The organism is Rothia sp. HMSC071F11, assembly GCF_001809115.1.
In the GTDB taxonomy this organism is placed as follows: domain Bacteria; phylum Actinomycetota; class Actinomycetes; order Actinomycetales; family Micrococcaceae; genus Rothia; species Rothia dentocariosa.
This window is the reverse complement of sequence record NZ_KV795756.1, coordinates 112,281-139,108: the sequence shown is the minus strand read 5'-3', so window position 1 is coordinate 139,108 and position 26,828 is coordinate 112,281. Positions and strand designations below refer to the sequence as shown.

The 26,828-nt window shown below is 50.6% G+C and carries 24 protein-coding genes and 1 other RNA gene; 4 read left to right on the top strand and 21 right to left on the bottom strand.

Annotated elements, in window-relative coordinates; all coding sequences use genetic code 11:
- Positions 1 to 102: 102 nt before the first annotated feature.
- The 16 genes from ssrA to glf all read right to left on the bottom strand — a co-directional run bounded on the left by ssrA (position 103) and on the right by glf (position 14,398).
- Positions 103 to 476: a transfer-messenger RNA gene (gene ssrA / locus HMPREF2554_RS05095) on the bottom strand.
- Between the two features lie 237 nt (positions 477 to 713).
- Positions 714 to 1,949 carry a DUF4190 domain-containing protein gene (locus tag HMPREF2554_RS05090; protein WP_013397396.1) on the bottom strand — a complete coding sequence of 412 codons (1,236 nt, stop codon included), beginning with the start codon at positions 1,947 to 1,949 and terminating at the stop codon, positions 714 to 716.
- A gap of 228 nt (positions 1,950 to 2,177) precedes the next feature.
- On the bottom strand, positions 2,178 to 2,654 hold the full coding sequence (locus HMPREF2554_RS05085) for a DUF4190 domain-containing protein (protein ID WP_013397397.1): 477 nt from the start codon (positions 2,652 to 2,654) through the stop codon (positions 2,178 to 2,180).
- A gap of 208 nt (positions 2,655 to 2,862) precedes the next feature.
- Positions 2,863 to 3,357, bottom strand: a complete 495-nt coding sequence (gene smpB, locus HMPREF2554_RS05080) for an SsrA-binding protein SmpB (protein ID WP_013397398.1) — start codon at positions 3,355 to 3,357, stop codon at positions 2,863 to 2,865.
- Positions 3,358 to 3,371: 14 nt separating this feature from the next.
- Complete coding sequence (prfB, locus tag HMPREF2554_RS05075; protein ID WP_013397399.1) at positions 3,372 to 4,499, bottom strand: peptide chain release factor 2; 1,128 nt, start codon at positions 4,497 to 4,499, stop codon at positions 3,372 to 3,374.
- Positions 4,500 to 4,567: 68 nt separating this feature from the next.
- Positions 4,568 to 5,038, bottom strand: a complete 471-nt coding sequence (locus tag HMPREF2554_RS05070) for a pilus assembly protein TadG-related protein (RefSeq protein WP_013397400.1) — start codon at positions 5,036 to 5,038, stop codon at positions 4,568 to 4,570.
- A gap of 10 nt (positions 5,039 to 5,048) precedes the next feature.
- On the bottom strand, positions 5,049 to 5,540 hold the full coding sequence (locus tag HMPREF2554_RS05065) for a pilus assembly protein TadE (protein WP_238382433.1): 492 nt from the start codon (positions 5,538 to 5,540) through the stop codon (positions 5,049 to 5,051).
- Positions 5,541 to 5,544: 4 nt separating this feature from the next.
- Positions 5,545 to 5,955 carry a TadE family protein gene (locus tag HMPREF2554_RS05060; protein ID WP_041321512.1) on the bottom strand — a complete coding sequence of 137 codons (411 nt, stop codon included), beginning with the start codon at positions 5,953 to 5,955 and terminating at the stop codon, positions 5,545 to 5,547.
- A gap of 4 nt (positions 5,956 to 5,959) precedes the next feature.
- Complete coding sequence (locus HMPREF2554_RS05055) at positions 5,960 to 6,178, bottom strand: hypothetical protein (protein ID WP_013397403.1); 219 nt, start codon at positions 6,176 to 6,178, stop codon at positions 5,960 to 5,962.
- Between the two features lie 61 nt (positions 6,179 to 6,239).
- Positions 6,240 to 7,172 (bottom strand): type II secretion system F family protein, encoded by a 933-nt coding sequence (locus tag HMPREF2554_RS05050; protein WP_013397404.1) that lies wholly within the window; start codon positions 7,170 to 7,172, stop codon positions 6,240 to 6,242.
- Positions 7,169 to 8,023, bottom strand: coding sequence for a type II secretion system F family protein (locus HMPREF2554_RS05045; RefSeq protein ID WP_013397405.1), 855 nt, complete (start codon positions 8,021 to 8,023; stop codon positions 7,169 to 7,171). Before HMPREF2554_RS05045 ends, HMPREF2554_RS05050 begins: the two co-directional genes overlap by 4 nt.
- Entirely contained in the window at positions 8,023 to 9,285 is a 1,263-nt protein-coding gene (locus tag HMPREF2554_RS05040) for a TadA family conjugal transfer-associated ATPase (protein ID WP_013397406.1), read from the bottom strand. Before HMPREF2554_RS05040 ends, HMPREF2554_RS05045 begins: the two co-directional genes overlap by 1 nt.
- Before the next feature lie 265 nt (positions 9,286 to 9,550).
- Positions 9,551 to 10,318, bottom strand: a complete 768-nt coding sequence (locus tag HMPREF2554_RS05035) for an ABC transporter ATP-binding protein (protein ID WP_004005021.1) — start codon at positions 10,316 to 10,318, stop codon at positions 9,551 to 9,553.
- 5 nt (positions 10,319 to 10,323) lie between these two features.
- Complete coding sequence (locus HMPREF2554_RS05030; RefSeq protein ID WP_013397407.1) at positions 10,324 to 11,202, bottom strand: ABC transporter permease; 879 nt, start codon at positions 11,200 to 11,202, stop codon at positions 10,324 to 10,326.
- Positions 11,199 to 13,208, bottom strand: a complete 2,010-nt coding sequence (locus tag HMPREF2554_RS05025; protein ID WP_013397408.1) for a glycosyltransferase — start codon at positions 13,206 to 13,208, stop codon at positions 11,199 to 11,201. The genes HMPREF2554_RS05030 and HMPREF2554_RS05025 overlap by 4 nt, the downstream gene beginning before the upstream one ends.
- Positions 13,209 to 13,210: 2 nt before the next feature.
- Complete coding sequence (gene glf, locus HMPREF2554_RS05020; protein WP_004005025.1) at positions 13,211 to 14,398, bottom strand: UDP-galactopyranose mutase; 1,188 nt, start codon at positions 14,396 to 14,398, stop codon at positions 13,211 to 13,213.
- Between the two features lie 1,043 nt (positions 14,399 to 15,441).
- Here glf and HMPREF2554_RS05015 point away from each other — a divergent pair.
- Positions 15,442 to 19,188 (top strand): FtsK/SpoIIIE domain-containing protein, encoded by a 3,747-nt coding sequence (locus HMPREF2554_RS05015; RefSeq protein WP_246826008.1) that lies wholly within the window; start codon positions 15,442 to 15,444, stop codon positions 19,186 to 19,188.
- A gap of 2 nt (positions 19,189 to 19,190) precedes the next feature.
- On the opposite strand, the gene HMPREF2554_RS05010 is transcribed toward HMPREF2554_RS05015, so the two are convergent.
- Positions 19,191 to 19,667, bottom strand: a complete 477-nt coding sequence (locus HMPREF2554_RS05010; RefSeq protein ID WP_013397412.1) for a hypothetical protein — start codon at positions 19,665 to 19,667, stop codon at positions 19,191 to 19,193.
- Between the two features lie 411 nt (positions 19,668 to 20,078).
- On the opposite strand from HMPREF2554_RS05010, the gene HMPREF2554_RS05005 reads away from it, so the two are divergent.
- Complete coding sequence (locus HMPREF2554_RS05005) at positions 20,079 to 20,327, top strand: WhiB family transcriptional regulator (protein ID WP_004005030.1); 249 nt, start codon at positions 20,079 to 20,081, stop codon at positions 20,325 to 20,327.
- Positions 20,328 to 20,432: 105 nt separating this feature from the next.
- On the opposite strand, the gene HMPREF2554_RS05000 is transcribed toward HMPREF2554_RS05005, so the two are convergent.
- The 3 genes from HMPREF2554_RS05000 to HMPREF2554_RS04990 form a co-directional block, all read right to left on the bottom strand.
- Positions 20,433 to 21,998: a sensor histidine kinase gene (locus HMPREF2554_RS05000; protein ID WP_013397413.1), complete on the bottom strand. Its 1,566-nt coding sequence runs from the start codon at positions 21,996 to 21,998 to the stop codon at positions 20,433 to 20,435.
- A gap of 153 nt (positions 21,999 to 22,151) precedes the next feature.
- Positions 22,152 to 23,708, bottom strand: coding sequence for a CpaE/TadZ family protein (locus HMPREF2554_RS04995; RefSeq protein WP_013397414.1), 1,557 nt, complete (start codon positions 23,706 to 23,708; stop codon positions 22,152 to 22,154).
- On the bottom strand, positions 23,709 to 24,389 hold the full coding sequence (locus HMPREF2554_RS04990; RefSeq protein WP_244864747.1) for an SAF domain-containing protein: 681 nt from the start codon (positions 24,387 to 24,389) through the stop codon (positions 23,709 to 23,711).
- A 367-nt stretch (positions 24,390 to 24,756) separates the two neighbouring features.
- Between HMPREF2554_RS04990 and HMPREF2554_RS04985 the strand changes: the two genes are divergently transcribed.
- Complete coding sequence (locus HMPREF2554_RS04985) at positions 24,757 to 24,987, top strand: helix-turn-helix domain-containing protein (protein WP_004005036.1); 231 nt, start codon at positions 24,757 to 24,759, stop codon at positions 24,985 to 24,987.
- On the opposite strand, the gene HMPREF2554_RS04980 is transcribed toward HMPREF2554_RS04985, so the two are convergent.
- Positions 24,984 to 25,553 carry a hypothetical protein gene (locus HMPREF2554_RS04980; RefSeq protein WP_115333633.1) on the bottom strand — a complete coding sequence of 190 codons (570 nt, stop codon included), beginning with the start codon at positions 25,551 to 25,553 and terminating at the stop codon, positions 24,984 to 24,986. The genes HMPREF2554_RS04985 and HMPREF2554_RS04980 overlap by 4 nt on opposite strands.
- Before the next feature lie 198 nt (positions 25,554 to 25,751).
- On the opposite strand from HMPREF2554_RS04980, the gene HMPREF2554_RS04975 reads away from it, so the two are divergent.
- Positions 25,752 to 26,786, top strand: coding sequence for a LysM peptidoglycan-binding domain-containing protein (locus HMPREF2554_RS04975; RefSeq protein ID WP_013397417.1), 1,035 nt, complete (start codon positions 25,752 to 25,754; stop codon positions 26,784 to 26,786).
- Positions 26,787 to 26,828: the final 42 nt, after the last annotated feature.

Sequence of the window (26,828 nt, the reverse complement as noted above, 5' to 3'; positions counted from 1 at the left end):
GCGAAAAAAGCCAAATACAACTGAGCCGCCCACCAGCGATTCTGCTGGTGGGCGGCTCAGTTATCAGGTTTGGGTTTTAGTTCCCTGCCCATTTAAGGGCTTTTGTGGAGATGCGGGGAATCGAACCCCGGTCCGATGTGGCTTCAACGGGGCTTCTCCGTGCGCAGTTTGTGAAAGCGCTATTTCTCGGCTTCGATGTTTGCACAAACACTTACATCGACAAACCTATTCGTAATAAAAGTCCCATCAGCCCCTACGACGAGGGCTAACAGCAGTGGCCTTTTAAGTCGATGCCGGGTTCTGAGCCAAAGGCATGCTCAGACCGACAGACTGCAACTCGCGCTTAGGCAGCGAGTGCGAAGTCAGTGCGCTTAGATTTTGCACTTATTTTTTTGCAGAGGGCGTTAACGAGATAACCCTGCGTCCTCGGCACGCTTCACCCATCTCGACTCACATCGTCGAAACCGATCATCCCCCTATACTTTTATCAAAAAGCGCCGCCCGTGAACGTTCTCCACGCTGTCCTAAGACATGCAGTACCATTCGTGGCGGTGACGATTAACTATATCAGAGGGCCTACCATCACACAACCCCTCAGATTCTTCTGTTTCCCCAGCGTTATTTTACTTTTACGTACACGTAAAGGGGCGGAGCACCCCATAACGGATGTACTCCATCCCTTCATCGATTCAGCGAAAAACCGCTACCTGCCGCTACTGAGCAGGAACAGTCATACGGCTATCGGGGTTATCCCCCACCTGGCAGACCTTGTTGCCGTTACCATCCGGAGTACCGACCTTCTGGCATTCCTGAAGAGTCTGCTGCCCCAGCACAAAAAGGATAGTCGCGATAATAGCTACGATGATACCCACGCCACCGGTAATAATACCGGCAATCGACATTCCCTTACCCTTGCCCAGCTGACGTGACTGGCGAAGCCCCAGAGCGCCCAAAACAATAGCGCCAATACCAAGCAGACCTCCGACGATGAACCATCCGCTCACAATGGCAAGCACACCAAGTACCAAGGAAATAATTGCCATAACCGGAGCGGCCTGCGAGGGACCGCCTGCGTTCTGAGCATTTGCGTCAAACTGAGAAGAACCGTAGGCGGGCTGCCCATACTGCCCCTGCTGGTTCTGGGCACCATAATAGTTTTGATTCTGACTTGTGTATCCCGAATTTACAGCTTGGTTCTGGTATCCGCTCGTCTGCGAGTAAGAATTCTGTTGACCGTAGCCCTGCTGAGCATTTTGCTGTGCAGGTTGGGAACCAGAAGTTCCGTAGGGGGCCTGCTGCTGTGGCTGAGCGTAGGAAGAATTTCCGTTATAAACAGATGATCCGCTCTGCTGCGTCTGAGCAGAACTCTGACCGTAGCTGTTCTGCTGTGGAGATCCCTGTTGCTGGGCGTTCTGGTATCCCGCAGAATTTTGGTAATTCTGTGCCGAATTACTATTCTGCTGGCCAGAGTTCCCCTGCTGAGAGTAATTCCGTGATTCCTGGGTCGGCTGATATTGGTTGTAACCTTGTGCCGAATTATAACTCTGCTGTGAGGCGTAGCCCTGTCCTGAAGCATTCTGCCCAGTCTGCGAAGAATGCTGGGGTGCAGAATGCTGTTGCTGCCCCGAAACCATGTTCGAGGAGCTAGAGTACTGCGTGTTATAGGAGGGCTGCCCTGCTGATGGAGTAGGCTGCTGATTTTGTGCCTGACCACCGTAGAAAAGATGCTGATTGCCCGAGCCCTGTTGCGGCTGCTGAGGGTACTGCTGCTGGTATGAGTTCTGAGCACCATTGCCCTGGTAGTTCCCCTGCTGGGAACTATTACTCTGGGGAACCTGCCCCTGATATTGCTGTTGCGCTTGTGAATCCTGATTTTGAGAGTTTTGATCTTGACCAGGCTGTTGCGACTGCCCTTGCGGCTTGTTCTGACCGTAAAGGTTTTCTGACATGCTTTACTATCCTTTGTCTTCGGTGAGGCCGTCGGTTATCCCGGCGTTATTGCTGAGTACCAACTTTCATTATACGAACTTTTATATCGAAAACCATTGGTTACAACACCCTAAACTTCATAAAAATTAGGATGCTCTATCTCACCTATTCCACTATCCTTGAAGCACAAACGTGTGGGGTGGGTAGCTTTTTGAGCTACCCACCCCACACGATGAACAATAACTTGGCTACCGAATAGAAGTAGTCCCATCGGTACGGACTGTCATCTGCTGTCCATTAATTGAGCAGGTGACAGAGCCGTCACTATTCTGTACACCAGTATTCTTGCAGTCCTGAACCATCATCAAGGTGATAATAACAAAGATAAGAACCACGGCTGATAGTATAAAGCCGATAGCACTAGTAACAACACCACCGATAGCCATTCCCTTACCACCGCCGGTACCTTTGCTTACCTTGCGAAGCGCAATAATGCCAAGGATCAGACCTACAAGGGCAACAACGATAGTGACGAAGCTTAAAGGGATAGCCCCAACTATACTCACAATACCCAACACCAGCGAGGCAATCGCCAAGCCAGCAGGGAGCTTCGTCGGAACGTAACCGGCGTATGCATTCCCGGCAGGCGCAACGGGTGGCGCAGCAGGAACAAATTTCGGTTGCTCGGGCTGTCCTTCAGAGCGACCGGGTGTATTCTCAGACATAAAACTCCTCCATATTTCTGTCTGTTGTGTTGTCGCATACTTACACGTCCCATCGAGTAAATACGCGTTTATGTCTTGCTAGTAAGTATATCCTACATATGCATTAATGGTGCAGATTTCTAGCTAAAACAGCTAAGTCTTGATGTCCCCTAATGGCAGTGTTTCAGAGGCATCAACCAGTAAGGCCCAACTCATCTAGCCTAGATAACTATCCCAAGTTGCGGTACCGCATAGCACGTGCCGCTTCCAAATTATCCTGCCTCTCACGCAGCGCCTGACGCTTATCGTACTCACGTTTACCTGTTGCCAAGGCAATCTCAACCTTCACACGCCCACCGCTGAAATACAGTTTGAGGGGCACCACTGTATACCCGGTTTCTTTGAGTTTCTGCTCTAACCGGTTAATCTCTGAACGATGCAGTAACAGCTTACGGCTGCGGCGTGCCGAATGATTCGTCCACGTACCATAGCCATACTCAGCAATATGAATACCTTCCAGCCAGAGTTCGTGATCCTTCACATGGCAGAACCCGTCGGTGATGGAGGCTCCCCCGTCGCGCAGAGATTTCACCTCTGTTCCTAAAAGAACCATGCCCGCTTCATAGGTGTCGACAATATTGTAGTTATGTCGTGCTTTCTTATTCTGCGCAATAATCGAATTATTCGGGTCCGTTTTAGAGCCTTTTTTCTTTTTCTGAGCCATGATATTCCTTATGTTTAGCCTTCGTTAACACGGCGACCGGAGGCGCGCCAACGAATACCTTCTTCAATAAATCTATTGAGCCCCCCGTCAAGCACACTTGATGTGTTGCCTTCCTCGTATCCGGTACGCAGATCCTTCACCATCTGGTACGGATGGAGCACGTAGGATCGCATTTGATCGCCCCAGCTTGCTTTAATATCACCCGCCAGCTCTTTCTTTTTGGCGTCCTCCTGCTCTTGACGAAGCATAAGTAAACGCGATTGCAGCACGCGCAGAGCCGCAGCCCGGTTTTGAATCTGCGATTTTTCATTCTGCATTGACACGACAATACCCGTCGGAATATGCGTCATACGCACCGCCGAGTCCGTTGTATTGACCGACTGACCGCCCGGTCCAGAGGAACGAAATACATCAACCTTAATCTCAGACTCGGGGATCTCAAGCGCATCGGTCTGCTCGATCAGAGGAATAACTTCAACCGCGGCAAATGAGGTTTGCCTGCGCCCCTGATTATCAAATGGAGAGATACGTACTAGCCGATGGGTGCCCGCTTCAACAGAAAGGCGACCAAAAGCGTAGGGCGCGTTGACCTCAAAAGTTACGGATTTCAGCCCTGCTTCTTCAGCATACGAAGTGTCCAGCACTTTCGTCGGATAGCCATTCTTTTCAGCCCACCGCAAGTACATGCGCAAAAGCATCTCTGCAAAATCTGCCGCGTCCACACCACCCGCGCCTGAACGAATCGTTACAACAGCCTCACGCTGATCGTACTCGCCAGAGAGCAGCACCAAGACTTCAAGTTCATCCAGCTTCTTCCTCAGTTCTTTACACTCGGCTTCAGCCTCCGCCAATAGGTCCTCTGCGGATGATTCATCTTCGGTCTGTGCCAACTCGACCATGACCTCAACATCATCAATACGAGACGCTAAGTTCGTTAGACGATTCAGTTCAGCTTGCTTATGGGAAAGCGCGCTTGTTACCCGTTGAGCGTGCTCAGGATCATCCCAAAGCTCAGGTGCTGAAGCTTGCTGAGATAGGTCTTCAAGAGCGCACTTGATACCCTCAAGGTCACTCACCGCAACAATTGAGGCGTATATGGAACGCAGATCCTTAATCTCAGCCGAAAAGTCGAAAGATGCCATAGCATTTAAGACTAGCGTGAATCAGGCGGAAAGTCCCGCCGAATTACTTTACAACGCTACAGACGCATTTACTTTTCGTCCTTCTGTTTCTGGTGGATGCGGGCGCGAGCCTGAGCCTTCACCTCAAAACCATCAGGAACCACGGCCGAAACGATCGGAGGATGAATCCTAGCACGTAACGTGACATGAACAGTACGGTCATCGCTAATCTGCACCGAGTCTACCTGCAAGTTCACGAATTCGTGAGAAGCTCCACTCTCCTCCAGATATTTGGCAGCAAGCTGCCTAGCTCGAGCGTTGTCTGCAGATTTATCGGAATATTCCGAGAATCCATGCTCTATAGTTCGTGCAATGGAAATGGCTTGCGCATCCGCAAGGTCTTCGAGTCTGTGGGTTTGTACGTGAGCACCCGTGACCGCTAAAGTCACTGATGCTATCAACAGTATCAGAGCGCACATACCAACGATGAGCGGACTAATGCTCCCCTCATCATTATCACCGTCACGACTTCGAACGGCATGAATGTACGAAACTACCATCTAATTTCCCTTACGGAGTTTCCCGGGAAGCGGATGAAGCAGCAGATCCTATCTCAGTCTGTCCCCAGGTCACTGATTGTGAGGATACCGGGATAACGCTTGCTCCTAGCCCCTGCGGAATTAGGGGAAGGTGTGCATTTACCTGAACCTGGACTCTAATACTCTCCCGCGCGCTACACGATCCTGAACAGCTCAAAGATACCGAGATATCAGATTCTGCAACCCCAAAATCGCGTGCCACAAGCGCGCTCAAACGTTGAGCCTGTTCCTGCGACATCGAAGTCTCAGGCGGCAGCTCCTGAATATATTGAGCTACCTGCGCGCTAGCGGCGTGCGCCCCCAAGATCGAAGCCTGCACTGAAAAAATCGTCAAGACCCCATACATGATAGGGAGCAGCAACGTAACACCGAGCCCGAGAAATTCAACAATTGCACTCCCGCGCTCATGTTCATGATCGGTATTCTCTGAATCCTCTGTACGAGCCCGCAAACGCAGTGCCAAATTTCTAAGACTGAATATACGCAGCATGACCACTCACCGAAATAGAACCTGGGAACCCCCACGGTCCCAGTACGGGCAAAGGAGCGGTAATGTGAACCTCAAGAATACGAATTCCAGACGGATCGACATATACCGATGTATGTACATCTTGCGCATAACTCTCAGGTAAGTTCCCCCGAATAATCTGCTCTGCTCGTTCCCGACCTTCCTCAGGGGTGCGGTCGTACAATGTTCCGTAGCGAGCGCCCGCGCTTGCCGCATCCAACAGAATATTGCGCGTGTAAAATGCATAGGAAACCTGCAAAATTGCGACGGTCAGCAGTACTAAGAGAGCAGAAACCATGACGAACTCAGTGCTAGCATCCCCTCGTTCTGACGGCGGTGCTGCAAGCTCTTGTTTTTGATGTCGGCTCATACGACTAGGGACGAATAAGCGCGATAGCGTCGTTAAACATCTTGATCAGAGCCGGTTGGGCAATAGCTAAAATCGCGGCGACAAGGATCGCGCTCATCATGGTAATCATGACCCATCCGGGTACATCTCCGCGTTCTGGGTCGTCATGCATGCCTCTATAAGAGGCAAGCAGAAAAGCAATACCGGGAACAGACAGAAACAACATACGAAGTTGAGTAAACATGGTATTTTCCTTATGTGATTGAGCTATTTGGAACCCGCCTTAGGGGCGAGGTTGTGATGCGTTAAAACGCAAGTTTCATCAGTGAAAGACCGGGGAAAATCGCGAAGACTACGGTCAAAGGCAGAATTAAAAATACGACAGGCGCCAACATGGCGATCTCCTTTTTCCCGGCTACTTCGAGAAGCTCGCGTTTCGCGTTGTCGCGCACATCTTGGGCCTGTGCCCGTAGAACATCTGCCAAAGGAGTACCGCGTTCGATGGCTACGGCTACACCATCGACAAATCGGCTAAGGGCTGGAATTTGTGTACTCTGTGCGAATTCGTTGAGCGCCGCCAGTAGGCTGGATCCGGCTCGCGTTTGCGCAAGAATATCGTTAAATTCTCGGGCCAATTCCCCGCGAGATGTACGGCAAATGCGCTCCAGGGAAGCAAGAGCAGATTCACCCGCAGCCACCGAAAGCGCCATCATCTCTGCAAGCGCAGGAAACTCCGCAATGAGCTGTTTCTCACGACGTACAATAATCTGGCCCAGCCACCAGTCTCGCGCCAGAAAACCGGTAACACCACCCAGGATAATGAGCATCAGGCCGCTCCAGAGTGACAATTGGTTTTCCAACAACCCAATAACGCTCAATACTCCTAAAAGGGCCACCGAACTAACCGCCCAGAGGATTTGTTCGGCACGAAAAGCACTTACAGTCTGATCACTTCCCGCGCGGCGCAAGCGAGCAGCAAGGGCTTCGTCCCTAGACTCTGTAGAACGTACCCGCCCTAGGAACGACTGCATCATAGGTTCCAGGAACGAATAAAGGGCATCTAAAACGCTAGTTCCTGAGACCTGATTCTCACGGTGCAGGGATTCGCGTATCGAAACGGAGCGCATCTGCGGCGCAATACGTTCTCCAAAGTTCGGCCCACGTCTCTTACGCAATGAAGATGCTATGAGCATTACACCAAACGCGAAGAAAAGCCCGAAGATAATAGCAAAGTTCATGCAAAAACCCTCCTTTCTTGAGGTAGCGCCCCGATACGGAGCATGATGCGGTACGCGATTACCGACAGTCCAGCACCCGCGAACATAAGAACGAAACCGGCAAAAGAGTTATAAATATTTCGAACCGCAGGCTGTGTGGCCATCAGCATCAGTACTACCCATGGAGCAACACAGGCCAACCGGGCGGCGTTGACAGTCCAAGATTGGCGTGCTTGAAGTTCTGCTCGGGTACGCGCATTTTCTCGTAAGAAATTACTCAATGTGCCCAGTAGTCGTCCCAAGTCACTGCCGCCGACTTCACGTGCTATTTTGAGTGCTTCAACGATATTATCGGCGACTGGATCAGCAACATACTCCTTGAGCCGATTCAAGGAAGCTACAAAGTCACCGGTTGCACGATAATCCGATCCAAAACGTGCAAAAGCCTCTCGAAGTTCATACGGTCCGCGGTACGAAAGCTGGATAAGAGCCTCTGGCAGCGAAAGCCCAGCACGAATAGCCGATCGTAAGTGATCAACGGCATCCGGCCAGAGCTGCCAGAGTTTACCCTCACGCACTTTCGCACGATGATTCACAACCACGCGAGGCATGATGAAACCACTGCCCGTCCCTAGAAAGGCGAAGCTCCACAGCCCGGTCAGGGCGAAAAGAAGCACTCCTGCTAAAACCCCGCTGAGGATACTCACTCCGGTAAAAGCCGAGGGAGTAATAGTGTGCATCCCAGCTTTACGAAGAGTTACCGCTATCTTCGGTTCCCGTTCAGTCTTGACGGCTCCTTGCGGCATGCTCCAGCATGACCACCATACGAGGAAAACCCCGATCCCCATTGCTAAGCCATAGATAACACCCATTAGCGTCCCGCCTTTGCTGCTGCTAATACTTGTTCGGGCCGGTGTCCGGCGCGAACCCATTTTTCGGGTGTTGGGATTTCTAAAGCTACGCACACCATTTCACCTTGTTGACGGGTAAAAAGCGGTGACATCTCAATGACGCCGTCTTCTACACGACCGCCCAGCATATAGATCTCTTCTACCTGACGATGCCCGTGAGTGTCGCGTCCACAATGAATTACGAGGTCGAAACAGCTCGCTACAGTGGGCACCACGAAGGCGGATGAGATATTGTCTCCTGCCAGCAACGGAAGAGTACAAATTTTAGTGACTGCATCCCGTGCAGAATTCGCGTGAATAGTACACATACCCGGTAAACCCGCGTTAAGAGCGATGAGCATATCGAGGGATTCCGCTTCGCGAACCTCGCCAATGAGTAGTCGATCCGGTCTCATACGCAGAGCCTCTTTGACGAGGCGGCGAAGAGCTATTGCGCCTTTACCCTCTAGATTAGGCTGTCTGCATTGCATTCCAACAACATCGCGCAGAGGAATAGAAAGCTCAAAGATTTCTTCACAGGTCACCACCCGTTCGCGCGGCGGTATGGATGCTGCCAAACAATTTAGCATTGTGGTTTTACCCGCTTGAGTAGCCCCGGACACTAAAATATTGACTCCGCTTTCGACAGCAGCATGTAAAAACGATGCGGCTCCCGCGCTCAGGGAACCAAGCTTTACGAGGTCGGGAAGACGTTTGGCGCGCACCACAAATTTACGAATGTTGAGGGAGGTGTGGGCTCTCGTAATATCGGGAATCACGGCGTGCAGACGAGATCCATCCGGTAACGAAGCATCGACGAAGGGAGATGATAAATCGACACGTCGTCCCGAAGGCTTGAGCATACGTTCCAGGAGCTGTTGAATAGCCTCATCGCTGAGGTGCAGCCCTGTCAGTTCACTCTCGCCAGCACGAGCCACAAAGATTTCATCGGGTGAATTGATCCAGATTTCTTCGACCTCTTCATCATCAAGATAAGGCTGAAGCGGGCCATATCCACAGAGATCGTTACGCAGCCGATGGATAATCTCTTCGACGTTCTCAAGAGGAGGAAGGGAAGCGCGTACCATCCGTCTTTCGTAGGCGGAAACAGTACTTCTAATGAGCCCTTCGACGGCATCCTGTGACGTGTAAGGGTCAAGGTCTCCGTCGCGAATCGCATCACGGATCTCGGCATCGAGCAGAGAATAATAATCTGGCACGACAGCAGATCTCGGGGTCTCCATTGATGTTCTCCCGGTGAAGTTTAGTGTGGTTGGTATTCTCAACGCTCTCTTAAATCAAAAATTTCGCGTTGATGTCACAATATATCCACTGGAAAACATTTACCAAAACTACATATATTTTATGCGTAATGTTCCTCGAATAATTTCTGACTCTCCTGCTAAGACTTATAGGGCTGTCAATTAATGCGTAGACGGGGTGAGGGGAGAACAACCATTATGGTTGTTCTCCCCTCACCCCGTCAAAACATACAAGAGCCTAGAGACCCTAGCCACGAATCATCTTGACCGCATCCTTGATGTCCCCGTCGAAACTTAAATTACCGTGGTCAAGTACTACACCGCGATCACATATCTGTGATACCAGGTCGAGGTCATGACTTACGACAACCAGAGTCTTGCCCGCTTGGATGAGCTCTTGAATCCTTGCAATACATTTCTTCTGGAAAGGTTCATCGCCAACCGCCAGAATCTCATCCACCAAGAAAATATCTGGGTTAGTATGCACAGCTACCGAAAACGCAAGACGCAGGTACATACCGGATGAATAAAACTTCACCTCGGTATCAATAAATTCCTCAATTTCAGAGAATGCCACAATATCGTCAAAGGCATCTTCAATCTCTTTTTTGGTCATACCCAGAATAGCGCCATTGAGGAATACATTATCGCGCCCCGTGAGGTCGGGATGAAAGCCTGCACCCACCTCAATAAGGCCCGCGATTTTACCGCGGTTGAGAACCTGTCCGCCTTCAGGCTGCATCACACCGGAAATCAGCTTCAAAAGGGTTGATTTACCGGAGCCATTGAGCCCCAAAAGTGCCACACGTTCACCCTGTTTTACATTCAGAGTAATACCATTGAGAGCGTTAAACTTCTCAGACAGGTCACCTTTACGCCCCTTCATAAGCCATACAAAGGCTTCTTTCATAGAACGCGTATGACGCAGCACAAAGCTTTTAACGAGCTCATCGACTTGAATAACAACCGGAGCATTCGGATCAATCTCAGGCAGATCTATTTTCTCAATCTTCACAAGAATCAGAGCTCCTGAGCGAAGTTGCCCTCAAACTTACGGAAGAGCAAATCGCCGATTAGAACGGTCAGTAAGGAAATACCAATACCTACCGGAGTCCAGAAACTAAACAGATGCGGAACAATCTCAGCAAAATGTCCCGACTTTTCGAGGTCTGCCGTAGGGCGCCAAAAACCGTAGTGGAAAAGTTCAACCGCAACAGTCAGTGGGTTCAACATAAACACGTTGAAAACCCACGGATACAGAGTGTCACGTACCATGGTCCAGGAGTACAACACCGGGGAGAACCATGTTGCTACCATCAGGAGCATATCAACGATATTCTCGGAGTCGCGGAAGAATACGTTTGCCACACCAAAGATGAGCCCCAGGCCGTAGGACAGAAGCATCACGATAGCCATCCCAGCCAAAATCGCGGCAATATTGCGCAGCCCAGGACGCCATCCCGCAAAGAAGCAAGCGATAAGCATCACCACGATTTGGGGTATGAAATGTACTACCGCCACCCACACAGTTGAAAGTGAGAAGAGCTCCCTCGGAAGATAAATCTTCCGAATCAGGGCGCTGTTAACCACCATCGTGCGGGCACCGTTCCCGAATCCTTCCGAGAAGAAGTTAATCACGATCATGCCCGAAAACAGGTAGATCGCATAGTTGTGCATTCCTCGTTCCAAGCCTAAGAATAAGCCCATGGCAACATAGAACACGCCGAACTGGACGCCCGGCTTAATGTACGACCACAGGATCCCTAGAACCGAGCCACGGTAGCGAACCTGGATTTCCTTATCAACCAGTAACCTCAAAAGGTACCGATTACGAATGGCATCCAGGATTCCCCGCCCGCGGCCGGGGGCTTTCAAAGGTTCATCGTGCAAAGTGCTCATCGCTTAAGTTCAGACTCCGTATGCTTTGCAAAAGTTTCTGCCCATGCATCATAGGAAGCGACATCGGCTGCAGCATCTTGATACCGCTTGCGCAACTGCTCCCAATCTTTAATGATCTTCGCGTGCAATCTGGTAGCGTGAATCAGCTTTGACCGCAGCTGCTGAGGATCACGGCGATACCAGAACAATCCGGTTCCCTCCGCGTTCGTGGCCAGCGCTGAATCAAACTTAGACAGCGTCCACCAGTTAGTTTCCCCGTAGTTGAGCTGAATCTGCGGATGTTCTTTTGCTTCATCATCTACGGGCTTGAACAGCTGACGTGCGACCGTTCTTGCGGTCCACGGCACAAGTTTCTTATATCCCGGTGACTTGAAATTGCGGCGGCCGCGGAAAGGCGGCTTCTTCGATTTAACCGTGGGAAAATCGTCCACATTCGGCTTCATCTGAGACTCCGGGTACTCCCCCGCCAACTGACGAATTACCGGTAAACGAGCCGAAAGTGACTCATGCAAGTGTTCCGGTCCGGCCAGCAAATCTTCCAGCGCCATGAGGCGGCCTGCTTGAGTGTAATACTGCATTGACAACGTGTGCTTGACGTCCAAGAACATGGAGTCAACCAGCACACGGCCACCCTTATCGAAGGGAGAATGCAACAGCGCGGTAATCAGGCGGTTACGTTCATGATAGTAAGCCTGCCAGCCCACCGAGTCATCCTTATCGGTCCATGAAACGTGCCATACACCTGCTCCAGGGAAGGACACTGTAGGGATACCAGCAGCCTTCGCGCGCAAGCCATACTCAGCGTCATCCCATTTAAGGAAAAGCGGTAACGACAGGCCGATCTTGCGGATTACCGAAGTTGGGATAAGACACATCCACCAACCGTTATAATCCACGTCTACACGACGATGCAGCCAGTGCGTGCTGCGCAGGTTGCTGCGGCCTAAGTCGTGACCCATCGCCATGTCCTCGTGAGGCTTCGCGTAGAAGTTACGCCACGGATCAACGACTTCGCCGAATGCATGAAGTACCGAACGGTCGAACATATCGAACATGTGCGCACCCACAATTGTGGGGTCTTTACAATAGTTCGCGAAAGTCACCATGCGCAAAATTGCTTCTGGCTCCACGATCACGTCGTCATCAAGCAGAAGCACATAATCGCTGCCGTTCTTGACTGCCTCGAACATACCACGTGAGAAACCACCAGAGCCGCCTAGATTCCCCTGGTTAATGATGCGGAACTTACCGGCAAGGGGCTTAACGACCTCCTCGAATTCTTCGTGATCCTGCACCTTCGAACTGCCCTGATCAACAATTAGGAACTCGTGGACGGCATCAAAAATTTCGGGGCTATTGCCAAGCGTACGAATGTTGTCAATACAATAATCGACCTTATTCATGGTCGTAATCTGAACCGTTGCTTGACCGGCCTGAACGTCAGCACGGGGCTCAATATCACCTAGCCAATTAGCCTCAACCAGCTCAAGATCTTCAGTTCCAGAAAGATCAAACCAATACCAACCTCCATCGCCGAAAGGCGCTAGGGGCAGGGTAAAGATTGATGTTTCGTCCCCCGAAAGGAGCTTTGCATCCACGCGCTGAATAACACCACGACCGTTGGATTTGTATACGATCACCATGCCTTCGCCACGGGTTTGGACGCTCAGTACGACCTCTTTAAGATCGGTCCAACGGCGCCAATACGATGCTGGGAACGCATTGAAATAGGTGCCAAATGAGAGACTTTGCCCAGGATTAACGTTGATGGAGCGACGACCGATAAGGCCTTCAGCTGCGGTTCGGTTAGCAGCGATATTAGCGGCACTTTGTTCCTGTACCTGCGCCGCCTCTGTAATACTCGTGGTAGCGTCACCATCAATACGGGTTGGCAACTGAACGCCAGCGGCTACGCCAGCATCCACATACAGGGGTACCACGTCGGTTTCAACCGCGCTAGGGAAAATAACGCGCTGCAGGGTTTTCAGAGTTTGAGTTTCAGCCATAATTATGCGTCAACTCCACCAGATTCAATCTTGGCACCCTGTGCAAAGTGCGGACGAATCTTGTTATCAAACATCGACAGCGCCGCGCCGATCGCCATATGCATATCGAGGTACTTGTAAGTACCCAGACGACCCCCAAAAAGAACGTTCTGCTCGCCCTTTGCCAGATCGCGGTACTTCAAAAGTTTTTCACGGTCTACAGAGGTATTTACCGGGTAATAAGGCTCATCGCCCTTATTTGCAAAGCGTGAGTATTCGCGCATAATAACGGTTGCATCCTTGGTGTAATCACGCTCGGGGTGGAAGTGACGGAACTCGTGAATACGGGTAAAAGGAACATCCGCATCAGGATAGTTCATCACGGAACAGCCCTGGAAATCTTCAATCGGCAGAACTTCTTCTTCCAGATCAATGGTGCGCCATGAGAGGTCGCCCTCTGCATAATCGAAGTAACGATCGACGGGACCGGTGTAAACCACAGGAATCTGCCCCAGAACCTTCTCACGAGAATACTCATGATCATCCGAGAAGAAGTCCGTATTCAGACGAACTTCAATATTCGGATGCGCCGCCATGCGTTCCAGCCACGCTGCATACCCGTCGACCGGTAGACCTTCATATTTATCGTTGAAGTAACGATTGTCGTAGGTGTACCGCACAGGCAGACGCGAAATAATGGATGCAGGCAGTTCCTCCGGCGGGGTCTGCCATTGTTTGGCGGTGTAGTGTTTAATAAAGGCTTCGTACAGTGGGCGCCCGATGAGTGAAATACCTTTGTCGTTGAGGTTTTGCGGGTCGGTACCTGCCAGTTCGCCAGCTTGTTCTGCAATGAGCGCCTTTGCTTCTGCGGGAGAGTAAGCAGCGTTAAAGAACTGGTTAATGGTGCCCAGGTTAATAGGCATGGGGTACACAATACCGTTGTGACGAGTGTATACACGGTGCACGTAATTGGTGAACCCAGTAAATCGGTTTACATATTCCCAGACACGCTCGTTGGAGGTATGGAAAAGGTGAGCACCATAGCGGTGCACCTCAATACCAGTCTGCTCTTCATTCTCGCTGTATGCATTACCGCCGATATGAGAACGACGATCCAGCAGAACGACCTTCAGGCCCAATTCGGTCGCTGCCTGTTCTGCAATGGTCAGACCGAAAAGGCCGGATCCGACAACCACGAGATCCGCAGTCATTATTTACTCCTGTATGTCATGGGAACTCGCGTTATATCAACGAATTCACCTGCCGTAGACGCCCTGTGCAAGGGAGCCAATTCTGTTGTGTTTACGGCATACGCTGCCACTGACACAACGATTTTAGTCATTATCTAAAGTTACCCGATAACACCGTCAGTTGCATATTTTCCCGGTACAGCAGACTGGGGGTTTAAACCCACGACGCACACGGTATAAGCGATAATTCCGAAATTCGAGTGTACCAATCCTACCGAAGAACCGGGCTGAGGTATACGGAGTGTCTCAACTTTTGGTTCAAACTGCACGTCTATGCAACCTCTCTCCGAGGCAATCACGCGAGCCTGCACATCACGTAATATTTCCGGTTTTTCGTCGTTATTACCGGTAAATTTCCAAAATATCTGTGGATAACCTGCTCATCACATCTGAATCTCACACGTTATCCACAGAACCACAACAAAGCGGTTGAAAGCACATGGCATACCGACTGATATAGAAATATGAAACTTCGGCTTTTCCACACCCCTGATATCGCAGATGCGAGCGCCCAGGAGCGCTTGACTGATCACGGTTTCTATCCAAGCCTCTTATCTCTTGAATGTTCCGAACAGACCTCGGGGGCACAGGTACAACACATAATTTCGCCCGCTAAAAATGCATATAGTGTCTTTTCTCCTAGCGGTGATTCCGCTCGTTTAGAAGATTGCGTGGCTGCAGCCGCACCTATGGTACATGGAGCCTGGCTCAAACCCGAGCAACCTTCCGATGAGAGACCAGCATCAGTTAGTACTCTTTGCGTACTTCGGGGACCGGATGCGGGCCGCTCCTTCTCACTCCCTCGTGGGTTAACCGTTCTAGGCCGCTCCGAAACGCGTAGCGGTATTTCACTCAATGATCCATATATCAAGCCACGCCACGCCGAATTTGATGCTTCTGGTTCAGGGGTGACTCTCAGGATTCTAGAGCCGGAGGGGACTGCGCAAAGAACCGGCTCCCGTGCGCGCCCAAAGCCTCAAATTCTACAGTGGAACAAACCTTTTATGGTAGGTACTTCACTGTGTGTCATCTGTCCTCCCGGAAAAACCCCGGAGCTTCCCACGCCCTCACACGATTCTTCGCCTTTTACTCCGGTTATTGTTAATCCGCCCGCTCCCCGAAAACTGGGCATGATGCTGATGACTATCCTGTTACCGCTTGTGGCGGGCGTGGCCTTCGCCCTTTTTACAGGTATGTGGATTTTCTTGCTCATGTCTGTGGCTTCTTCACTTTTTATGCTGATGCATTTTTTCGGGGGCAGAGCGGAAAACCGTGGTGCCGCTGCGTTGGTGAAGAGCAGCGCAAAGCAAGAGTTAGAACGAGCACAGGCACTGCCGACAGCAGGAACACTGTTGCACGCAGCGGCCCCTGACGCTGCACGGTCACCTGCTGTAGTCCTAGGATACGGTCCTCGTCTCCCCTATATTTCGGGGCGAAACGTACGATTTGAGAAGATTTCCCCGCATCCACAGGCTCCACATTATATTCCGATCCCAGTACCAGGCTTACCTCACGACGTATTGCTGCGTGCCGAACATCTTCATGCTTATTTAGTACAGCTTGTAGCCCATGCACGCGATACCATCACGGTCATAACCGATGCTGAGCATGCCGAAACACCGCTTTACGGTGCTTTGCGTTCCTTAGGTGTCTGCCCCCGTGTGTTTCTTCACGAGGGTGCGTCTCAGGCTCACCATATTCTCGAAAAGATATGTGATGCTGCAGAACGTCCAGGAACAGCCTTATCGACTTCACAGGAAGCTGGAGACGACCGACTTTTCATCATTTCCGCATCACTAGTGCGTTCCATACCGGCTGCGTTGATTAAACGAGCCGCGCAGGGAGCAAGGTTATGCATTGTTCACATGCCTATCGCCCGTGGAACCATTGATTCACCTCGCTCTGCTTCGGTATTCACCCATATACCCCACCTGCAGGTACATACCCACGGCGATTACCTAGAATCTGTGCAATATCTGCTTCGCGGCAACATCACTGATGATACAGCCCACAAAATCACCGGTTCTTCTCAACACGCAGGACTTACGCCTCACGAAGGGATCGTTCAGAACCACCCCTTAGACCTGCACGATATATGTGCTACAGCGGATGGGCTCAGTACTGACACATACATTCGTACTTTGGGGGCTTTATCTGCGGTCCAGGCGTCATCTCCCCCAGGGTCAGGACACGGCACCGGTTCGGTCCATGCACGCACGCTTGCTTTCTCTGAGCTTACCCAGCAGTCTACGAATCTCCTCTACGAGCAGTGCCTTCAGCGGTGGGAACACAACCGCTACGCAGAGGATATTCGTTGTCTTTTAGGGGCCACCACCGAAGGATTTTGCGATATTGGGTTCACAACACACGGCCCACATTGGCTTCTGGGAGGCACCACCGGCGCAGGAAAATCTCAACTTTTGCGTTCGCTCATCCTTAGTGCGGCTCTGCGATATTCCCCAGAACGGCTGGGGCTTATTCTGGTAGATTTCAAGGGTTCCGCCGGGCTTGGTCCTCTGGCTGAGCTTCCCCATACACTCAGTTTGCTGAGCGATTTCGATGTTGCCGCCGTTCGCCGCGCGCTTGAGTTTTTACGTGCCGATGTGAACCGACGTGAGCTTGATTTACGCAACTTAGGGGTAAATTCTTATCATGACTACCTGCGGTTGTGCGCTTCAACGGGCAAAACACCACAGTACCCGGAAGTTGTGATTGTGGTCGATGAGTTCCGTATGCTCGTTGAGTCTATGCCGGATGCTATGACCGAGCTAATGCGCATCGCTACTATTGGTCGTTCCTTAGGTATTCACCTGCTCTTGGCAACTCAACGACCTCAGGGAAGTATTTCACAGGATATTCGGGCCAATATTGCTACAAACATCTGTTTGCGTGTGGCATCTGCACAGGATTCATACAATCTCTTAGGACATGAAAAGGCCGCGCATATTTCCGCGTCCTCTCCCGGGGCTGGATATGTCAGTCTTCCAGATGGTCGTATTCTAGCTTTCCGTGCCCCACTTGTGGACGCTCTTCCGCAGCAACATGCGGACTTCCAACAGATATATCGGTGGGAGAGTCCGGGATGGGTTCCCCTAAACGAGATACCCTCCGTACAACAAGTTCCAGCCGAAGGTGAGGATAAGCTCCTAACTCGTGCCGTGCACAGTATTCGTGACTTATATCTGTCTTCGCATAAGAGCCCTGCGTTTGTTGACCATTCCGAGCAAAATTCGAGCAGTGTTGCTTATACCCGCGCACGGTATACTCCTATACCGCAAGCATTACCGGAGAATTTTCCTCTAACCCGTACCCTGCTTGATACCGATCTTCATCAAATCCTCGGCTCAGACGGCGCACGTAGACGCGGTTACCTTTTGGGCACCGTCGAAATCCCACAGTACGGTAAACGGCAGCCTATCCGGCTGGATTTAGAGGCACATCCGGGCGCCCTTGCCGTGCTAGGAACTGTTTCCGAACGCACCGCAATCACAAACGCGCTCATAGCCCAAGCTATTGAGCGGCAGAACCCTGTCTATGTTTTTACCTCAGATGCAGGGTATCATCGACGCCTGCACTCGTACGCAGATAGTCTTGCCGTACTCGTTGGCCCCCATGAGCCTCAGCATCTTCGATTCTGCCTCGAAAAAATACGTTCGAGTCATCATGCTGACCAGAGCACTCAGCAGCCTCTGCTCATCTGTGACGGAGTTGATGGATGGCTTGAAATGCTCATGAGAGACCCCCAGACGGAGTCATATCTCTACGATGTATTGGCTCAAAGCTACCGTGAGGGCTACCAGGTTGTTTTTACCTCAGCTCTTCCTCTGCGAGGCAGGTTCAATTCGGTCGCATATTCAACCCTTCTCAGCCGCAGGTTTGTGGAATCGGATTTACTGCGCAAGTCTTCTAAGAGCTATCCTCTACCGAACGCCACACATTTTGCGATCGAAGGCGGGCTCAATACCGCCCTTGTGGGCGATGTTCCTCTGGAAGCATCAACGTTGTGCCCTGTTGTGACCTCATGTGAAAATATCATCGAGCTGCAATCGGGTAACTCCAACTTTTCATGCGATAAGTCGCTCTCACTCCGTCAGTTCCCGCAGACTTTTCCCATGCCACAGCTAGAGACAATCGTCATGTGGCATAGAGGCTACAACGCCCAGGGAACACATATATTGTGCGGCTACTCTCGTACGGGCGATCCTAGTTTTCTTCAGGCCAAGGAAGGCGTTTTTATACCCGTTGTGGGTTCCCGTGCCTCAGGTAAAACGCATTTTCTTTCTGCGCTTCGAATGCTTAACCCGCATCTGGGAGCTCTCTACATCAATGGGAACACCCCACCCGACGCCCAGAAAATTCGCCAGATGTGCAAGTCGGTACAAGATCCCGAGAAAACTCTGATTCTCATCGATGATCTTGCCTATATACCGACAGCCGCTCAGCAGGTGCTTCTTGAGCTCGGGCCGCGTTTCAGGGCTGTTTGGGTAGCATATACGCCATGGGCCCGGTGGCATTCATCCCCCATTTTGACGGCACTTTCTGGATGCTCGCGAGCGGTTCTTTTGGCCCCTGCCTCTATCTCTGATGGGGACATTTGTTCTTTGCATGAGATCCCACGCGATATGTATACCGAGGGGATGTTACCGGCTGGGCGCGGAGCACTTGTGGATGCGGGCCGTGTACAGGCTTTTCAGGTTCCCGATGAGGTGTATCAGTCTGCACATAATGCCGTTCAGGCTTATCAAGAGTAAATTTATCGACCCGCATAACGGGATAATTCTCGTTCCTCTTCCTCAGTAACTTTGAGTGTATATTCTCGGGTTGCACGGGTGAAGAGGAGCGCGAATGCCGTTCCAGCTAAGAGAATTTCCACACAGTTAATCACTAAAAATGTTACGGCAGCAGCTTGTACTTCTGGGGTAAGACTAAAGTATATGGAGAGGTTAGAAGCACCTACAAAAGCAGCACACAGGCTGATGAGCATCACCCAGACACGAGCATGTCCCTGATAGAAACGAACAGCACAGAACATGATGCCTACCCCCAAAGCAACTTGAATGAGACTGTTGACGATACGATCTGCGTTCCTCTCAGAGTCATTCATGATGAAGGGTGCGATAATTCCGCGGTACACAAGCACGACGGCAAAAAATCCTAATATACCGGAGGTTATTTTTACAGTAATCGGTACGGTGATGCGTGCTTTCATCGTGTTGGTGGTCTTCCCCATCGTACTCTCCTTGCGGTGGGCTCAGATGCGAGGCTTATAGGCTTTTAATTCTAACTGGCAGTCGTTAAGCACGCATGGTCTGACGTTTTATGTCGTGCATTCGTAGAAGTTCACGTAATTTGCTCTTCTTTCATGATTTTTGAACATAGTTATAGGAGTTTCTTAAGTATTGAAACTTAGATACAAGGAGACCCTAAGTGATGCAAACCTCCAAGATTTTAAGATTTTTTTCGGAAAACCCCTTGTCAGAGAGGAATATCCATGCGAAAGTTGATAAGTCAAATTTTTGCACCACTCATTGACGTAAAGATTTGCCTACACGCACACAGAACAAGTTAAGTTATCGCTTGTTGTCAGCTACCGTGCAGTAGCGAAGCACGAGCAAACCATAAGATAGAAGGAGGTCCAGCTGTGGATTGGCGTAGCCGTGCTGCTTGCTTGGATAAGGATCCAGAACTATTTTTCCCTGTTGGAAACACCGGGCCTGCTCTCTTGCAGATTGAAGAGGCAAAAACTGTTTGCCGCTCGTGCGAGGTTATTGACGTATGCCTCAAATGGGCTATCGAAACCGGTCAAGATTCTGGCGTTTGGGGAGGTACAAGCGAGGATGAGCGTCGTGCGATGAAACGTCGCGCCGCTCGTGCCCGCCGTGCTTCCTAACTATAAGCGCGTATTCTCAAAGTAGAAGCCCGGTGTCACTCCTACTTCCGGCAGGAGTGACACCGGGCTTCTGCTATTTTCTTCATACCAAAATGCTACGTTGTACTAACTCAAGACGGCGTTGATAATAACGCGCGTGCCAGAAGGCTCATTCGCTTCCCAACGGATCGAGCCGTTAAGCTCACTGGCAACTAGAGTACGTACGATCTGCATTCCTAATCCTTCATGCTCCGCTGTAGGCCGATATGCATCCGCACCAGATTCTTCGATGGGGTCATCCCCCATACCTCTGCCGTTGTCCGTAATAATAACGGTCAGGGTATTATCCCCCTGCTCATTGATGTTTCGGCGCCCTTCAAGAGTCACACGCCCAGTTTCACCGTTCAGCCCATGCTCCACAGCATTTGCAACAACCTCGTTGATAACTAGGGCAAGCGGAGTGGCAAACTGACTAGGGAGTAACCCAAAGTGCCCCAAGAGCTCTGTATCTACGGTCTGCCCGGGAGAAGCGAGCTCGGCAGCAATATGGAATTGCCGCTCGATAAGCTCATCAAAATCTACACTCTGCGTTAACCCCTGCGATAGAGCTTCATGCACCGTTGCAATTGTAGCCACGCGTCGCATAGCTTGTTCCAGTCCCTGCTTTGCTTCAGGTGTTGTCATGCGCCGCGACTGCAACCGTAAAAGCGCCGAAACCGTTTGAAGATTATTCTTAACACGATGGTGAATCTCTCGGATTGTTGCATCTTTTGTCATAAGCTCCAGCTCGCGACGACGCAGCTCAGTGACATCACGGCACAAAATAAGTGCACCACGACGTTCCAGCCGAAAAGTAGTACTATGCACGAGTGGAATAGAGCGCATCGTTACTCGGGTGCGGCCAATCGTAAGTTCAGTACGTATATCCGCACGGCCCGCTAGAACGAGCTGCAAAGTCTCATCAGCTTCCTCCCCAGAAGGAAGCATATCTCGGGTAACATCCGCCAGGTTGAGGTTCTCAAGATGGTCACCTAGCCCCAAGCGCGCATACATTGAGTTTGCATTGGGTGAGGCCAAAACGACCTGCCCCTGTGGATTAATGACGATAATTCCATCAATGGCACGCGGATTACCACGAGTATTATTCTCCTGCGCCAGAGGATCAGGCCAAATACCGAGGTGAATCATCTCAAGCATATTCTCGGTAACCCAGTTATAGATTTCTTCAGCTTGAGATGATGCCCGCACTACAGTGGGAATCGTATGCATACTCAGAAGCGCAATAGTACGGCTATTACGCACTATTGGCACAAAGGTCACTTTCACTCCGGGGCGCATACTGGGCCCGGCTTCCATAACATGGTGAACAATCTTCTGGGTATGCCAAGATTTACGTGCTTCATCGCAGATATTATCGTCCATCGTGTGATCCACAATATCGTGATGAAACAGAGTGTGAACGTTAGACGGGCGCACATGTGCTATTGCTGAAAACCCGCTGGACGCCGACGGTCCAGAAACGCTATCCGGCCCGCTCCCATCAGCCACCACATAGTCAGTGGGGAACCATACAACAAGGTCACTCTGAGCAATATCGGCAATAATCTGCCACTCCCCGATGATGAGGTGAATCCACTCGGTATCACCAGGACCGAAACCACCAGGGCTGAGATTACTCTCTGTAAAAGACATTGGGCTCTCCCAAGAAGTTGAATACGTCTAACCTATTCTACGGTTCAACCATGTTTTCTGGATATATGACGTGGAGAGTTTATAGTTTTTACGCCTTATTCATGCGCAATAGATCCTATTGTTACTTTTCGGTTTCGTATCCCGAGAAAAGGCTCACCTCAGTTTCCTAAGGCCCAACGATGTGTATAGCTTGCGAATCCCAACAATAAGCGGGCTTCTGGGCGCATATTCCAGAAGAGTCTGCCCACGAAACCATGCCCGATCCACGGTTTTCCGGTCATACGGTAAAAACCCCGAAATAGGGTTTCGCGGCCCAAAACGCTGCCAGGTATTCGCCAGTTCTCGTTCCGCGTCCCGTCCGGTTGCCTCAGCACGAACCTTGTTAAGCCAGATATGAACCTTGGCAGTATCACGAAGCGTACAGGCACCTTCATGCATTTGGTCATACGCACGGATCGTTCGAGGGATACCGATAATATCGGCGTTTCCCAGTAATACAATATGATCCGCCATTTCAAGAGCCGTTATAGCAGCACCATTGCGGCGGGGACCAGCCTGCGCAAAACCAAGCTCGGCATCTGACTCAAGACATGCTGCTGTGTCAAGAATAATGACATCATAGCGATGCGCAAGCCACTTTATACTATCGCGGAGCGCACGCGTTCGCAGCTCAGGCCAGCGATCGGGACGAGTTATACCGCTCAAAAAATCAAGATAATACTTTCCCACCCGCAGAGTGCTAATTGCCTCATCGCTAATCTGGGTGTCAAGCTGCCCACGCTCGATAAAATGACACAGCTGTGCGATACCAGAATAATCATCTAGAAGACCTAAAAGAGGACTTAATGAGGGGTTATAGGTATCGGCATCGACTAAGCATACACGCATCCCCTCAGCGGCAGCGCAGTTCGCTAGGTTAAGCGCTAAAGTGCTACGCCCCGGCGCTCCCCCTGTGCCCCAAACGGCAACAATAGTTCCTCGGTTTCCAGCTTCTACAGTGTCGTCTATTTGAGGCGCAGAAAACTGTGGATAGTATTGTCGGGGCGAATCTCTACGTTCGTTCAGAGTTGGCTGCTGCATATTACTTTCAAAGTGAGCAGAGGCTTCGTAACCTTCCTGAAGCTGCGACGCTTTTAATTGCTCTTGCGAAGGGCAAGACAATGGAAAATCCATGCTGCTTTGTTCAGTCTGGCTTCTATTCGGGTTTACTAGAGCATAGCCGTATCCAGAAGTATCGGGATGCAGGTATTCTCCTGACCCGTTGTAGAGATTCTGCGTATCATATCCGTAGTGTCCGGAATATCCCGAGTCGTACCCATACCCGTTCTCCGCTTTTTGAGGAGTTATGCCGAGTTCCTGTTCAGGCTCAGCAGATGCCTCATCAAGTAGTTTTTCCACTACCGCTGGCAGTTGATGCGGTTCCGTATCTGTTGCAAGAGGCATAACAAGATCCGGAAGCGGAGTATCTTCAGGAACCAAAGCAATAAATTTTACATCTGCTTCGTCCAGTTCGTGCAGAATAGATACGGTAGCTTCCTGGGGCAGACCCACGCTGAGGATAGCACACGCTATTCCGGCGTGGGCATAGCCTAAAGCATCCGCAAAAGTATGAGCGCTTCGAGCAACGCTAACACGCCCCCGTTGAGATTCGATAGCGTTCAGGATGGTACCGTCGTCTCCTAAAAGTACCAGAGGGATATTATGGATCACTTAGTTCCCCTCAGATTTATATTCAATAGGCACAAGGGTAACTTTTGTCTCTGATGACATGGCATGCAGAATGTCCGGCAGCTTTTCGGATTCTATCCAAAGCTGTACATTGGCATGCCCGTTCGCACCCAAAACCCCTTCATCAACCGCAATAGTTGATATTTCTGCATTCTGAACAAGAGGTTTTTGTTCAGACTCAATATCCTCGTTTTTGCCTTCGCCCTCAGGCACTTTCTGCTTTTCCTTACCGGAGGAGATGACCCAGATATCCACACGTTCGCCAGCTTTAAAAGTAGAAGCTATTCCACGATCAAGGGTTACCGTAACAAGCCGTCTGCGCTCCTGGATATTCTCGTTTGCAGATGCCGAGCTAATAAGCTCCCCCGCAGGAATTTGCCGCACAGCGATATACTTTCCTGATTCAAGTTGCTCACGTGAAAGATAGCGATCTTTACTATCACCCAGATTAACCTGTTTTTCAATCAGCATATCTGGAGTAATCTTTTGCCCAATAGAAATATCATTCTTCGCAGTGTAATATGTATAAGTCTGATTATTAATTCTAATAATTCCAATCACTCCCGCTATTGAAATCAGAATTAAGATAAGACCAACAATAAGCTTCGGGTCTTTAAAACCCGGCTTGTGCATACGCATACTACTTTCTTCAGATTGATGCATATTCGTTCTGGAGATTTTATTATGCTTCACTGCATAGACCTTTCATCCGGAAGTGTCGCTACCCTAGCGGTTTGTAGCTGTTTTCTGCGCTTTCATCAGGGAGCAAGCGCCTAAATTATATAGCACCACACTGCACACCTTGAAAGCAATTATTACAATTTTGAGCGCGGTATCATCTCTTTGTGTGCATAATATCTAAACTACAAACCTATGAATATGAGATGTGCAGCTAGATAATTTTTTCAGGCTTATGTACATAAATAAGCTGGCATAAGCCTATTTAGTAGACTATACTGAAACTACACATTAGCTGCTCCCCAAGAGCACAAAGGGACCCAAAGACTCTGTAGCGGAAGGATTTTTTACCATGTCTGCACCACGTTTTTTGACACTCAGCGATGTCGCCGAAGAGTTGCAGGTGTCGTTGAGCCAGGTACGAGCACTCGTTCGTAGCGGTGAACTACCAGCAATTCAAATTGGTGGTCGCAACCAATGGCGTATTGAGCGCACACGCTTCGAAGAGTACATTAACGAACGCCACGAGCAGACACTAGAAGCCATCGCCTCCGGCAAAATGACGAAAATCAAAGCCAACTAATTGACCGTCACAATAGCACATATACGGGATGTGGGGATTATCCTCACACCCCGTTCTTTATATGCCAGCGCATTGGAGTATGCGGAATAAGGTTCGCATGGAGCTAACGCCATTTCGATAAAATCTGCCCCAACTCGTGCGATAACACCTTCAAACATCGTGTTTACTGGGGAAGCACAAGATAACCGCACAGGCTCTTGGGCCATCATCAAGGCATAGCAGGCGTCGGACATACTAAACCTGTAGGCACGGGCCTGCACATCAACCTTGACCTCTGCCGCCTGACTCTCGCTTTCCCACCACAGGATGCTCGATTCTGGAATAAGGATATTCTCTCGTCCTGTGCTTATCTGAATCCATCCTTGACCAATCGCTTCAAGATACCCTTCACGAACCATCCCGTCCGTACCATTGACTTTTACCCTGCTCCCATGTTGAGCCGCGCATCGCTCACGCATGGTTACCGCCATATACTCCATGCGGGCACGTCGCTGTGCCTGGTTCTCAAGAGCCCGGAGCTGCTCCGCTTCAAACTGTATGTCTAAATCTCGAAATAATCGTTGCATTCTCATGCTATGAGCCTACTGCATTCTAAGGTTTTGAGGCACATTGTACCCCGCACAGAACCCTGGAAAATCAGTATTTCCCCGAGAATTATTACTAAATGATTAAGATTTTGCCCCTCAGATTTACATCAACCATGTAGGCACGGTAAACATAACATATAAGAACATCAACGACTACCAACGCCAAGGGGGAATACGATGAAGTCACAAGCTCAGATGAGCGTCCTTGATGGAGTGCTCAGCATCGGCGTTCCCACGCTATCCGTTCTCTCAGGGGCGCTAGCGCATAGTGTTCGCGTTATATCTGTATCTTTGACGGGTTTGGAAAACGCTATGATGATGAGCGTTGAAGTCCTCTCTGCAGCCGTCATGCTCTGGTGGGCTCTTGGCGTTATCCTCGGTGTTGGATACCTTCTGAAAGTCAGAGCCGGTTCCATACACCTGCACCACCGTGAGGATCGTGGAACTTTTCTGCTCCCCCGGTATATACGCAACACTATTCTTACTCTAGGCGGTGCAGCATTAGGTCTTAGCGCGGCATTTGCACCTGCACAGGCCGCAGATGCGCATCCGAATATCAGCAGCCCTGCAATATCTGCGCCGTCTCAGCTTTCGGCTTCCCCTGCTGCCCACTCGGCTTCGTCGTCAGAGGCATCTGTGGAAAATTCTACGCCCAGCACGGAGGCGAATGCTTCACCGCAGGAGTCAGCCGCAGGAACCCCTCAAGGGGTACCGTCTCAGAACTCTCCGTTCTACCAGGCTGCTGCCTCATCTCCGCAGGTTACTGGGGCGGCCTCCGCTTCTCCTCATGAGTATTCTGAGAGCCCGGCAGTACCCGTTAAAAAGCACCAGCAGCAGCGTCCAAGTCTTTCACCCTACGCGCAGCCCTATGGTACACCGCCGCCATACATATCTGCCGAACCGGCGGTTCCTTCAACAACCCAGCCTCAAGCAGAACATCAGAGTTTGAGCCCGTTCTTCGGCGGCCAACGAGAAGGCGCACCTTCCAGAGAGGTAGCACCAGCATCTCGAAACCACACTACGCGTTCCAGCCACCAAGTTGTTGTGGGTGATTCTCTCTGGTCCATTGCCTGCCACGAGCTGAGCGACGATGCCTCTCCTCCGGAGATTCTGGAATACTCCCTGAGAATTCACGCTGCCAACCTGGACGTTATGGGGGATAACCCCAATATCCTATATCCGGGTCAAACTCTCACATTGCCTGACCGATAAGTACGCTATTTTTCTTCTCGACCGATATGCCCAACCACTATG